Source organism: Microcoleus sp. S13_B4 (genome assembly GCF_036700885.1).
GTDB lineage: Bacteria > Cyanobacteriota > Cyanobacteriia > Cyanobacteriales > Microcoleaceae > Microcoleus.
On record NZ_JAUBPU010000038.1, the window covers coordinates 15,976 to 29,300 of the forward strand.

General features: G+C 47.2%; 9 protein-coding genes. 4 read left to right on the forward strand and 5 right to left on the reverse strand.

The genetic code is table 11. From position 1 onward, the window contains the following. The first annotated feature begins 163 nt into the window (after nt 1–163). The gene (locus tag QT994_RS18615) at nt 164–2,305 is read left to right on the forward strand and encodes an iron uptake porin (protein ID WP_333176925.1); all 2,142 of its coding nucleotides are present in this window, start codon (nt 164–166) and stop codon (nt 2,303–2,305) included. Nucleotides 2,306–2,571: 266 nt separating this feature from the next. Here QT994_RS18615 and QT994_RS18620 read toward each other — a convergent pair whose 3' ends face one another. Together QT994_RS18620 and QT994_RS18625 are read right to left on the reverse strand one after the other, a co-directional pair. Further along, nucleotides 2,572–5,916, reverse strand: a complete 3,345-nt coding sequence (locus tag QT994_RS18620; protein WP_333176928.1) for a PAS domain S-box protein — start codon at nt 5,914–5,916, stop codon at nt 2,572–2,574. A 406-nt stretch (nt 5,917–6,322) separates the two neighbouring features. Beyond that, on the reverse strand, nt 6,323–6,982 hold the full coding sequence (locus QT994_RS18625; RefSeq protein WP_333176931.1) for an HAD family hydrolase: 660 nt from the start codon (nt 6,980–6,982) through the stop codon (nt 6,323–6,325). A 107-nt stretch (nt 6,983–7,089) separates the two neighbouring features. Between QT994_RS18625 and QT994_RS18630 the strand changes: the two genes are divergently transcribed. Together QT994_RS18630 and QT994_RS18635 are read left to right on the forward strand one after the other, a co-directional pair. Next, nucleotides 7,090–7,917: a Uma2 family endonuclease gene (locus QT994_RS18630; RefSeq protein WP_333176934.1), complete on the forward strand. Its 828-nt coding sequence runs from the start codon at nt 7,090–7,092 to the stop codon at nt 7,915–7,917. Nucleotides 7,918–8,195: 278 nt separating this feature from the next. Then, a complete protein-coding gene (locus QT994_RS18635; protein WP_333176937.1) occupies nt 8,196–10,004 on the forward strand; it encodes an aspartate kinase in 1,809 nt (602 codons plus the stop codon). Between the two features lie 118 nt (nt 10,005–10,122). On the opposite strand, the gene QT994_RS18640 is transcribed toward QT994_RS18635, so the two are convergent. Continuing rightward, nucleotides 10,123–10,563, reverse strand: a complete 441-nt coding sequence (locus tag QT994_RS18640) for a DUF29 family protein (RefSeq protein WP_333176940.1) — start codon at nt 10,561–10,563, stop codon at nt 10,123–10,125. A gap of 88 nt (nt 10,564–10,651) precedes the next feature. Then, entirely contained in the window at nt 10,652–11,704 is a 1,053-nt protein-coding gene (gene dcm / locus QT994_RS18645) for a DNA (cytosine-5-)-methyltransferase (protein WP_333176943.1), read from the reverse strand. Nucleotides 11,705–12,033: 329 nt separating this feature from the next. On the opposite strand from dcm, the gene QT994_RS18650 reads away from it, so the two are divergent. Continuing rightward, on the forward strand, nt 12,034–12,417 hold the full coding sequence (locus QT994_RS18650; RefSeq protein ID WP_190734275.1) for a DUF4346 domain-containing protein: 384 nt from the start codon (nt 12,034–12,036) through the stop codon (nt 12,415–12,417). 88 nt (nt 12,418–12,505) lie between these two features. On the opposite strand, the gene psb32 is transcribed toward QT994_RS18650, so the two are convergent. After that, a complete protein-coding gene (gene psb32, locus QT994_RS18655) occupies nt 12,506–13,228 on the reverse strand; it encodes a photosystem II repair protein Psb32 (RefSeq protein WP_333176946.1) in 723 nt (240 codons plus the stop codon). Nucleotides 13,229–13,325: the final 97 nt, after the last annotated feature.

The following is a 13,325-nucleotide window of genomic DNA, read 5'->3' on the forward strand; positions in this document are numbered from 1 at the left end:
TTAGTCAGTAGTCATCCGTGATTAGTGATTAGTGATTGGGAATCGCTTGCTTCCTAAAATAATTTTAAATATTTATAAGAATTTGTTAAACCAAACACATTTATAAGCAAGCTTATCGTTTAAGATTGCCCAAATTTTATTTTCAACAAGTGGTGTGAGTGGTATGGTGAATAATTCAACCTCCCTTAAAGCTTTTTGGCTGTCTTTCTTGATTTCTGGTGCCGCGGTGCCTTTGGGGCCGATCGCAGCAACAGCTCAAATTCAGGATACCTCAACTCCAGAAGTTGCGCTAGAAGCGAGTGCCGTCCCGGAGGCTAACCCAGACGCAGCGCTGGCAGCAGTTAAGATTGAGATACCGCAGTTAGCGGCGATCACAGCAGAGACTAAATCAACAGTCGATCGCGCTTTACCTGACACAGATGCAGCATGGGTGAATCGCGCTTTACCTGACATAGATGCAGCATGGGTGAATCACGCTTTACCCGAAACAGATATAGCAACAGTCGATCGCCCTTTACCCAAAAAAGATAAAGCAACACAGGATCTCGCAACAACAGCCCCAGAAATAACGGGGGCAATTCGCGAATTGCCCCCCCAGGAGTTAGAAATTGCAAACTCTCCTCAGTCTCAAAACGTTGCTGAAGCCAGCAACGTTGCCGAGATCTACAGCGAGACTGGCACCGCTGATGACCTCAGCATACAAGAAGACGCGGCACAAGTCACCTCTGTTTCCCAACTCTCCGACGTGCGGCCGACAGATTGGGCTTTTCAAGCCTTGCAATCCCTAGTAGAAAGATACGGCTGCATTGCGGGATATCCAGACGGCACATTCCGAGGGAATCGGGCAATGACTCGCTACGAATTTGCCGCCGGATTAAACGCTTGCTTAGACCAAATTACCAAACAACTTGGCGGTTCTACTGGTAATTTAGTCCAGCGAGAAGATTTACTTGCTTTGCAAAGATTGCAAGAAGAATTTGCGGCAGAGTTAGCTACATTGCGCGGTAGAGTAGATGCTTTAGAAGCCCGCGCTGCCGAATTGGAAGCCAACCAATTTTCAACTACCACTAAACTAAACGGATTTGCTTGGTTTAACCTGACTGGAGCTTTTGCGGGCGATCGAGTCCGAGTTGAAGCAACAAATGGAAAAGCTGCTCCGCTCGATCGATTTGCCGGACGCGATCCTGTCACCAACAGACCAATTGTGCAGAGAGTGGACGACCCAGAAATCACTTTCAGCCAGTTAGTTTGGTTGACCCTCACTACTTCTTTTACAGGGAAAGACGAATTGATTACACAGCTAGCTGTAGGTAATGGCAATTCCCCAGCCAATCAGTATACTTCAACTGGTCTTTTCAATACCTTTGGTACTCCTTTTCTCGATCAAACTGCGGGAGGAAATCCCAATGAAGTTATCCTGCGGGAACTTTCCTATCGGTTCCCGCTTAGCAACAGCTTGCAAGTAGTAGTCGGGCCGCGGATTAATTTTTACCGCTACTTTGACAACAATAACTTTAACTTTTTCGTAGAGGGTGCGAGCAGCTTTAATTCTAACAACAGCCCTTTGTTAAGCGCTACCAGACGCGGTGCCGGTGCTTTGGTTTTGTGGGATATCGGCCGCGCATTGAAACTGCGTTTTGGCTACTTGGGCGAGAGTACGGAATTTTTGCCCACTTCCGTGTTTAATTCCGCTTCCAATCCATCTCAAGGCTTGTTTGGTGGGACAAATACGACTACGGCAGAATTAACATTCAGTCCGACGGAACGGGCTAATTTGCGATTTCTGTACAGCCGTTCCAACATCCAGCAAATCGGTGGCTTAATTGGATCTCCTAACAGCAAGCCGTTGAACGGTGTGGCAGATGACGGTTTCGGCGGCCGCCTGGGGAATGCGACTGCGAATACTTATAGTTTCAATTTCGATTGGTTAGTCACTCGCGGCTTTGGTCTTTTCGGCCGCTACGGCTACGCCGAAACCAATATATTTCCCAAAACTAACCGACCCGACGGCACGATCAAAAATCAATCTTATCAGTTAGGACTTGCATTTCCCGATTTATTCAAAGAAGGAGCTTTGCTTACGGTGTCATATTTAGTACCTTTTGACTTTACTGGCGGTCGGAGGTTTCTGGTTTCTGGCGGAGGAAATGGTGGCACGCAGTACGAAATAGAGGCAACTTATTATTTGCCTCTCACCGACCATATTTCGATCGTGCCGGCATTTTACGCCATCAGCAATGCCAATAATTTCGATAACAACCCGACAATTTTTGTGGGCAATTTGCGGACGCAGTTTAGTTTTTAATTCCACGCATGGGAACCCAGAAACCGGGTTTTTTGACGAAAATACTGCGTTCTAGCCCCCACCCAAGGTAAAAAACCCGGTTTCTAAGTATAGGCGGGGCCGGTTTATATAATTTGTCGATAATTGTCAAAAATATAGGCGAACCCGACCCTACACAATTTAACATCATACAAGTCCGAATCAAATGGACATGACATGAATTGACACAGACTCGATAATTAATCTGTGCCTTCATGTTCATCCGTGTAGTGCCTTCCTGATTCCTTCTACTTAATTGGAATTTCGATGATAAATTCAGTACCTTTACCGGGTTCTGAGAGGCACTGCAATTTGCCGTTGTGTTTTTCAACGACAATTTGGTGCGAAATTGATAAACCCAAACCTGTGCCTTTACCTACGGGTTTTGTGGTAAAAAACGGGTCAAACAAACGCACAATCTGATCTTCGGGAATGCCCAAACCGTTGTCTTTGATCCGAATTAAAATGCTCTTGTCATCAATGGTTTCAGTTTTAATTGTAATAGTAAGACAGATAGAATTTGCGGTATCTTTTGCTTGGCTGCTGCTTTCTTCTAAGGCGTCGATAGCATTTGCCAATACATTCATAAATACTTGATTTAACTGTCCGGGATGACAGTTGATTTGGGGCAATTCTCCGTATTCTTTAATCACTTTAATGCCCTGCCAGTTTGCCTTAGCCTTCAGTCGGCTGTTCAACATTAACAAGGTACTTTCTAAACCTTCGTGAATGTCGGCAGTTTTGATTTTCGCTTCGTCCGCCCGCGAGAAATTACGCAGAGTTTGAATAATTTCTACAATGCGTTCGCATCCTGTCTGCATCGAATTAAGCAATTTGGGCAGGTCTTCTGCTAGAAATTCTAAGTCTATATCCTCGGCTTGTTGCTGAATTTTGGCTGGGGGATTTGGATACTCTTCTCGATACACCTGCACGATTTCTAACAAGTCGAGAACGTCGCCTCGGACGTGGCAGAGGTTGCCGGCGACAAAGCCAACTGGGTTGTTTATTTCGTGGGCAATTCCTGCTAGCACCTGTCCGAGGGAAGACATTTTTTCGGTTTGTACTAACTGCATTTGAGTTTGCTGCAATTCGTGCAAAGCTGTTTGCAGTTCTTCGGATTTTTGGCGATCGCGATCGGCGGCGGCGGCCCGTTCTTCCTCAACTCCGATCGCCCCGGCAATAATTCCGATCAGCTTGCAGTCGGCTTCTGTGGGCGCGATCGACTCAGTGTAAACAACGCACAGCGCACCCACGTAATTGTCGCCCAGCCGCACTGCTTGTCCCAGATAGCTTTGCAGTTTGTAGCGGATGACAGCGGGATCGGTTTGGGCGTAGATCGTGTTCTGCAAGTCAGGAATGGCAACAGCCCGATCGCTTCCTTTGCTGCATACGTCGGTGCAGATGTGGCCTTCGGCGCGATCGACCAGCGGGTAGTCCGGCGGCGCTTGCCAAGTTGCGATCGCGCGCAGCAGACCGTCACCGACATGGCTGTAGATGGCGCAGCTTCCGCCCAAAAGCTCGCCCGCTAAGGATGTCAGGCGCTGGATGTTGTCAGCGGCGTCGGTGGTGAATCCCAAAAAGCACTCGTTGATTTTGCTGAGGCGGTACTCTGCTTGCCTGCGCGCCGTCATGTCGCGGGAGTTGATCACAATTCCCCTCACAGTGGGGTCTGCTAGCAAGTTAATGCCCACGCCTTCGAGAAAACACCAAGAACCGTCAGCGCGCCGGAAGCGACCTTCTACGGCGATGGGATCGCCTGGATTTGCGATCATTTTTTCGCTGTCGGACATCAGGGAGGGAAGGTCGTCAGGGTGGATGAAATCGACGGCAATTTGACGGGCGAGTTCCTCTGGTTCGTAGCCCAACACTTTTTCTACAGAAGGGCTTTCGTAAACAATGCGACCGCTTTTGTCGAGAATAGTAATGATGTCGGAACTGTTGAGAATCAGCGATCGCCACTTAGCCTCATTTTGCAACAAAGCTGACTCAGCTTGTTTGCGATCGGTAATATCTTCTACCATTTGCAAAATAAACTGTGGCGTTCCCTGACTGCTATCGATGACAGAGGCGCTAAGGCGTCCCCACCTGATGCTGCCGTCTGGGCGGAGGTAGCGCTTCTCGATTTGGTAAGCTTCGCGCGAACCCGCGGCCAACTGTCGGTGCAACTCCCGCGAAACAGGCGCGTCTTCCGGGTGCGCGCAGTCGTCGAGTCCCATACCGCGCAGTTGAGCTTCCGAGAGCCCCAGCATAGCTTGAAATGCCGGATTAGTGGCGATCGCAACACCTTCGAGGGTAGCGACTACCATGCCGATCGCCGCGCGTTCAAAAATTGCCCGAAACCGCTGTTCGCTGTCTCGCAAAGCTGCATCCGCGGCCACTTCCTGGGTGATGTCCCGCCCCGCGACGGCCAAACCTTTGCGCGAACCGTCGGGGTTGAACAGCGGCACTTTCCGCACTTCAAACAAATTGCTGCCGCTTGTGGGCAAGGGGACAATTTGGCGGCTGGAGGTAAGAGTGCCTGCTTGCCAGGTGGTTTCGTCGGTTTCCTGCCAAGTTAGGAGGATTTCTCTGACTCTCGGAGTGGCGGCGGCAGCGAGTTCGGCAGTCGTTTTGCCCTGGTAGTCTGCGGTTTCCCAGCCCAAAAGTTGCAGGGCGCAGTCGTTGGCAATCAGCCAGCGTCCCTCGCTGTCTGTGAGGTTGATCGCGTCGGGCACGGCGTCGATCGCGGTTTTCAGCCAGTATTCTTGATTTCGCAGGGCTGCTTCGGCTTGTTTGCGGGCGGCGATTTCGGCGACGGTTCCTTCGTAGTAAAGGAGTTCGCCGCCTTCGTCGCGGACTTCGCGCACGTTTTCCGAGATCCAGGTAGTGCTGCCGTCTTTGCGGCAGACGCAGGACTCAAACTCTTTCAGGGAGCCGTTTTTGCTGATTTCTGCAATAAAGGAAGCGCGGCGGGTGCGATCGGCGTAAAGGTTTTTTGCCGAACATTTTGCGATCAGTTCTGACGGCGAATCGTAGCCGTACATTCGGGCGAGTGCCGGGTTGGCGCTGAGATAGCGCCCGTCTGGGGTGGTTTGAAATATGCCTTCGGTGGCGTTTTCAAAGATGCTGCGGTATTTTGCCTCGGTTTGTTTGAGGGCTTCTTCTGCTTGTTTGCGATCGGTGATATCCGATTGGACGCCGATGAAGTGGGTGACGAGTCCGCTGCTGTCGCGCACGGGCGAGATGGTGAGTTCGTTCCAGAAGGGGGTGCCGTCTTTGCGGTAGTTTTTCAGAACTACTTTGCAGTCGTGTTGTTCTTTCAGCGCTACGCGGATTTGATCGACGGCAGCGCGATCGGTATCCGGGCCTTGCAGGAAGCGGCAGTTCTTCCCAATTATTTCGCTGCGATCGTAGCCTGTAATCTTCTCGAAAGCCGGGTTGCAGTAGACTATTGGCTTGTCCGGCCGGGTAGCGTCCGCGATCGCGATGCCGTTGCTGGTAGCTGCCAGGGCGCGATCGTACAGTCGAAATACTTCTTCTATTAAATTCGGTGCATTGCCGCCAGTGCGAGTCGGCGATAGCGTTTCAGAAGGAATGCTTATATCGATCTGCATGAGTTTCTATATATTGAGTTTATTGTCGATCCCGACTGACAGCACACCCTAATGTTTAACAGAATTGCCTGTTTAGCGAAGGCAGAAGTTAGAAGGTTATTATGCAAAATTTGAGCGATAAATTCAACTTACAAAAAATCTGGCATCCATCTTTTTTTGCTTCTGCCTTCTGCCTTGTGCCTTCTACCTTCAAAGGAATCCTACTTGTTAATTTATAATAGCTGTTCCGCCGATCACTCTATCTCTGGTATGGTTTACTTGGCAGAGTTTGGGCGGCTTACAGGTTCGCGCCTTTATTTTTTCGATTGAATCAAAACAAATTGAGCGTCGGGCTCTAGTAAAATATTTTTTTAATTATTTTTTTATTTAAAGGATTCACACTATTCTAAAAAAAACAGAGTCAAGATTAAGTTTGAACGAGCGCGGCCAATTCCGAAATATCCTTGATCGCGAAAGTCGGTTCTAGGGCGAGACACTCAGCGCGATCGCCATATCCGTAAGCCGCCCAACAAGCATCTATCCCAGCATTTTTAGCAAACAGCAAATCAACCGCTGTATCGCCCACCATTAAAACTTGACTGTTATCCAATTCCGGGAACAGAGGTTTAATAATCGAGTGAAAAACAGCCGGATTTGGTTTCGGGATTATTTGTCCGTTGTCACCTAAAATTAAATCAAAAAAACCGTGAATTCTCAACTTTTCCAGTAAGAAATTTACAAAAGTAACCTGTTTGTTGCTGAAAATTCCCAGGCTCAATCCAGACTGGCGCGCCAACTGCAAGAGTTGCTTTGTGCCGGGAAATAAATCTACCTGTTTTTCACCTTCAGTCCGATAATAAGAGCGGTAAGTTTCAACCCATTCGGGAATTGCGCTTTCCTCGATCGCCGGATGGAGGAGTTTGAAAGTATTTGGTAAATTAAGGCCGATCGTACCTATAATAGTATCAGCCCCAGGCGGAGTAATATTAAAATTTTCAAAGGTTTTGGTAAAGCAAAATATAATAGCTTTGTGAGTAATTGCCAAAGTGCCGTCGAAGTCAAAAATAATTAACTTGTACTTACTCATATTTCTGAAGATCTTTTAGCAACCAGAGGTTTTCCATGACATAATAGCATTATTAATCTCTAAGTCACCAATTATAAGTATAATCTTTAAACCTTCAAGAGGTCAACATGAGTGTCACCGAAAAACCAGAAATTGTAGCAACTGATTTCCCAGACCACACTCAATTACCAGACTCCGACGGTACTTTTGTGAAAAATTTTCAAGAACACCCTCAAAGCATCCTCTTAACAACATCAATTCGACCCATTTTAGACCAAATTCATCCCGACGGACAATACTGCATCGGTCAAGATTCCGGTATTTACTGGCGAGTGGCCAGGCCCCCCGAACCGCCAGAAAGAGGAGCCGAAGCACCTGATTGGTTTTACGTGCCCGACGTGCCGCCAACTCTTGACGGAAATCTTCGCCGCTCCTATGTAATGTGGCAGGAATTAATGCCACCTCGGATTGTACTTGAATTTGTTTCTGGTGATGGCAGTGAAGAAAGAGATAGGACTCCTCGCCAGGGCAAATTCTGGATTTACGAGCGGATAATTCGACCTGCTTTTTACGGCATTTATGAAGTCAAAAAAGCACAAGTTGAAGTGTATCATTTGGTAGAAGATCGGTTCGAGTTAGTCCCACCAAATGAGCGCGGACATTACAAAATCGAGCCAATGGGATTGGAATTAGGCATTTGGCAAGGGGTTTATCAGGGTGTAGAACTGCCTTGGCTGCGCTGGTGGGATGCTTCCGGGAATTTGCTGCTGGCTGCTGATGAACGGGTTGAACAAGCGGAATTTGCCGCCCAACGAGCGGAATTTGCCGCCCAACGAGCCACATTTGCGGCAGAACAAGCGGAATTTGCCGCAGAACGAGAACGACAACAGCGCATAGAAGCTGAGTTGCGAATTCAAGCTTTAGAAGCGCGTTTGCGAGAGTTAGAAGGCGAGTAATTCGATTTTAGATTTTAGATTGGGGATGACTGATGATTATCGGGTTGGGTTTTTCATAAGTCATTCGCCATTCTTCAATTCTTCAATCAAAAATCTAAATTCACATAAGTCGCAGATTCCGGTAGGGACACCGCAATTCAGTGTCCCTAGTAATATCATGTGCTGTAAAAACCCGATCGCCTAGCAGCCTCCTCAGAAACGATATAAACATTCATCGGTTATTATCAAAAATTTGCGTATATTAACTTAAGTATTGGATCACTTTTTGTGTAAGTCTTATGGCACTAATTGTTCAGAAATATGGCGGAACCTCGGTTGGTACAGTCGATCGCATTCTGGAAGTAGCCCGACGAGTTGTAAACACAGCACAGCTCGGCAACTCTCTCGTTGTCGTACTTTCGGCGATGGGCAAAACCACAGACGGTTTAGTTAAACTCGCCAAGGAAATTTCCCCAAATCCCAACAAGCGGGAAATGGATATGTTGCTTTCCACTGGGGAACAAGTCTCGATCGCACTTTTGAGCATGGCATTGCAGGAAATGGGACAGCCCGCCATTTCCCTCACCGGCGCCCAAGTCGGCATTGTCACCGAAGCAGCCCACACCCGCGCCCGGATTTTGCGAATCGACCCAAATCGGCTTGAAAGCCAGTTAAAAAGCGGTAAAGTCGTTGTGGTTGCGGGGTTCCAAGGTATCGCCGATGCCGGAGAATTGGAAATTACCACCTTGGGCCGTGGCGGTTCCGACACAACAGCAGTTGCCCTCGCTGCTGCGCTGCGCGCCGACAGGTGCGAAATTTATACCGACGTGCCCGGAATTCTGACTACAGATCCGCGCTTGGTTGCCGACGCGCAATTGATGGACGAAATCACTTGCGACGAAATGCTGGAATTGGCGAGTTTGGGCGCAAAAGTCCTCCACCCGCGCGCGGTAGAAATTGCCAAAAATTACGGCGTGCCGCTGGTAGTGCTTTCTAGCTGGAGTGATGCCCCCGGTACGCGGGTAGTGTCCCCACCCCCGAAACTTCGGCCTTTGGAGGGTTTGGAGCTCGCAACCGCGGTGGATGCGGTGGAATTTGACTTAGATCAGGCAGGGGTGTCGCTGCTGCGTTTGCCCGATCGCCCCGGCGTAGCAGCGCGGTTGTTTGGTGCGATCGCCCAACAAAACCTCGATGTAGACTTAATTATCCAGTCAATTCATGAAGGAAATACTAACGATATTGCCTTCACCGTGACGCGAAAATCTCTGCAACAAGCCACCGCCGTTGCAGATGCAATTATTCCCACCCTCGGCAAGAATTCTCGCCCAGAATTGGGAGAACCGGAAGTGAAAGCAGAAGAGCGACCAATAGCTAAAGTTAGCATTGCGGGTGCGGGAATGATCGGTCGTCCGAGGGTAGCGGCGCAGATGTTTAAGACTTTAGCGGATGCGGGAATTAACATTCAAATGATTTCCACTTCCGAGGTGAAAGTTAGTTGTGCGATCGATGCCGAAGATTGCGATCGGGCCGTTGCCGAACTCTGCAAAACATTTGATGTTGCCAACTCCCCTATTGGGCTGCGTTCATCATCCCAAAAACCGCCCGCAGTCCGCGCCGTTGCGTTGGATATCAATCAAGCGCGTCTAGCAATTCGCCAATTGCCCGATCGCCCCGGAGTAGCAGCAAAACTGTTCGGACTTTTAGCCGAAGAAAATATCAGCGTAGACACGATCATTCAGTCGCAGCGCTGCCACAATATAGACGGCATATTAACTCGCGACATTGCATTTACCGTAGCGCAAATTGACGCCGAAGCTGCTAAAAACGCCCTTGAAAAATCGGCGCTTGAATTCGGATGGAGCGAAGTAGCAGTCGATACACAAATTGCCAAAGTTAGCGTTGTCGGTTCCGGGATGGTAGCGCATCCTGGAGTAGCGGCAAAGATGTTTGAAGCGCTTTCCCGCCAGCAAATCAACATTCAAATGATTGCAACTTCTGAGATTAAAATTAGCTGCGTTGTGGATGAGGAACAAGGTGTAACTGCTTTGAAAGCAATTCACGCAGCCTTTGAACTGGCCGGCACCGAAAAAATCCAAGTTCCCGCCTAATCAAGTAGGGAAACGGCACTGGCGTGTCCTTACAAAAATCGAGGAGACAGCAATGCCGTTTCCCTACAATTAATTGAGGTAGGGAAACGGCATTGCCGTCTCCTGACTTTGGGTAACTTTAGTCCTTATCTTCAGCTTCTTGTGAAATTAAATTCATTGCTTGATTTATAAGTGCCTCTTGATTCACTAACTGCGACAATTCTTTTGGTTCATAACGCCCTTCTTCCACTTCTAGGGAAGCTTTATTAATAGCTTGTTGATACGCCATTTCTAAAACAATGAGTAACTCTTCTAGAGGTAAGTAAAATCCCGCGCCTCTCGGTCGCTTATTTTCCTCCTGAATTTCTAAAACCGAGTTCCGAATCGAGATATCCCAAGAGCGAGTTGTACGATTTTCAGCTTGCTGTTTAATCAGATGCAATAGTAAAATCACTGCATAGCTGCGAATAGTTTTAATGATGTCTTTTTTGCCCATTTCTTCTAGTTCTTCAACTATAGCTAATGACCCAGGTATATCCCCTTTTAGCAGTAAGCTTTTTAAGGTGAGTAATTCTTCCATGACAACTATATCTATCTTGGGTGACTTATATTATAGCTCAAAGTTAGCGCTTGGTTAAGGCTAAAATTGTTTAATAACAAAATTTATTTCAAGTAATAGTGTTAACTAGAGTCCCGGCTTCTGCAAGCAGTTGAAACTCTGGACATCTTTGTAGTTCCTTCTTTTCATCATATAATAAATTTTGACTTAATATTTCTTTGGCGATCGCCTCCACAACCGGTACACAAACCGAATTCCCAATTTGCTTGTAACTTTCCCCCGCACTCGGATAACTTTTAAAATCTTCAGGAAAACCCATAAGTCGATAACATTCCTTCAGTGTCAATTTTCTCACCATATCTTGCTCAGGAATGTAGATAAAAAACCGACCAGAGGTTTCTTGCGAAGGAATAGTCGGATGCACTCCATCTACCGAATAAATGCGATTAGGCTGTCTGTGAACTCTCGATAAATGTTCTGTATTGGGCCTCACGCCAGTTTTCCAAGTACCTTTATTTCTGTAACCTACAAACAAAAGTCCCGAATCTTGCTTTCTCGGATAATCAATTAAAGTATACTCTGATTTGTCCAATATTTCAAAATCCCCTGTCTCGTCTAGAAATTCCCTGAGTTGCGGAGGAAACTTGCTTTTAAGTCGAGAAAAATTGAAGTCTTTACCTTTAGTTGCAATAATGAATATTCTTTCACGATGTTGAGGAATTCCAAAGTCTTTAGCATTCAGCATTTTGTACTTCACGCTGTATCCCAACTCTCTCAGGCTGGCAATAATTACTTTTAATGTATTTCCCTTGTCGTGATGGATTAAGTGCTTGACATTTTCTAGGACAATTACTTGAGGTTGTTTTACTTTAATAATTTTACAAATCTCGAAAAACAGTGTGCCTCTCGTATCTTCAAAACCCAACTTTTTGCCACAGATGCTAAAAGGTTGGCAAGGAAAGCCGGCGACTAAAACATCAAAGTCTGCTAAATCGGCGGGATTGATGTTACTGATGTCGGCAAAAGGAACGTCACTGAAATTATCCTGGTAAACTTCTCGGCATTTGCTGTTAATTTCGCAGGAAAAAGCGCATTCAAAGCCAACTCTTTCAAAACCTTGTCTGAAACCTCCTATTCCTGAAAACAAATCTATAAATTTCATCTCTAATTTAATACAAAATGTTATTCATCCCAATGATAACATATTTTATTTTTCTCTCTTATTTCACTCTGCGTTCTCTGCGCTCTCTGCGGTTCATTCTATCAATTTCAACAACTCTTCCTACAGCCCTCAATCTTATACCACTCATTAAAAATCGCACAACCCCGCACCGGACTTAGGCTCAGCCCTGTCCCCAGAGATATCCCAGAGAATGTCGATCGCCCAAACTTTCCCCCGCATCCAACCAATGTCCCAAACTTGTCCCGCAGCCGACTAAACTAGAAATAGCAGCAAAAATTACAGCTATTGTTTACTTTCTTTCACCAACCATGAGTCAAACCTTGGAAAACCTCACCGCAATTGATGACAAGCTATCCAAACGCCACATCGACCTCGATCCAGGCGGCTACTTCATCATCTATCTCGATCGCGAAACCAGCTTAATCTGTGCCAAACATTTCACCAACATCATCGACGATCGAGGCCTGGCCGTCGATCCCGAAACTGGTAAACCAATCCCCGCCCGTGGCAAAGTAGAACGCACAGAAGTCACACTTTTTACCGGCAGAACCGCCAAAGAGCTTTGCGTCAAAATCCTAGAAGAAACCCGCCCCAGCCCGGTGACAATGTTAGATCACGCGGCTTATCTGGGACGGGAATTTGTACGGGCAGAAATTGCATTGTTGAGCGATCGAGAATACGTTCAAGATTAGTCGAAGCATCAACTGTTTAAAAACCTCGCTGTCAACAGTCAACAGTCAACAGTCAACAGTCAACAGTCAACAGTCAACAGTCAACTGTTCAAGAAAAACCTTGATACCAGAAATAAGTCACCATCGGAATCACTGTCGCCAATACCAACAGCACAACCACAACAACTGTGGCATTGCCTTGGTCTGTTTCTTCAGCTTTTTTAAACGTGCCTTCAACTTGAATGTTGTCAACAACTTCAGGAGGACCCGGATCGGGTTCGCCCGACAAAACAGTTGCAATGCGCGTACTTGCAGCCGTAAAAGCCTCGTTGTATTTATTGGCTTCCCGCAGCGGTACTTGCACGGTTTCCCCAGCTACACTCTGGGCAATTTCATCGGTTAGCAGGGACTTAACCCCTTCGCCGGTGCGAATTGCCGCGCTGTTGGTAACAGTGTCGAGAACGAGTAAAATTTGATTAGTCTGGTCTTCTTTTGCGGGAAACCACTGTTCAAACAGTTGGTCGGTGAAAGTGGCCGCCGTTTCGCCGTAGTCTAAGCGGTGGATGGTGACAAATCTGACTTGTTTCCCTGTTTTGTTTTCCAGATTGTCGAGCACGCTGCTGATATTGCTTTCGCTGCTGCGGCTGAGCACGTCGCCTTTGTCGAACACCCAAGTTCGATCGCCCGCCGACAACAGTGGGATTTCGTATACACCCGTCGCCAATGCTGGCAATACCGCCATCTGGGATGCGATTAGGACGATCGCGATCGTCGTCGCCAAAAATTGGAGATATTTTCTCCAGTTAAATAATTGCTTCAGGAGTCGAGTCATGAGGTTAACCGTAAAACTGACTTTTTTCCAAAAATACTATAGAAACCTCCGTAAAATTCATTTTATGCAGGGCAATATTTACAATTAGCTCGCCAGT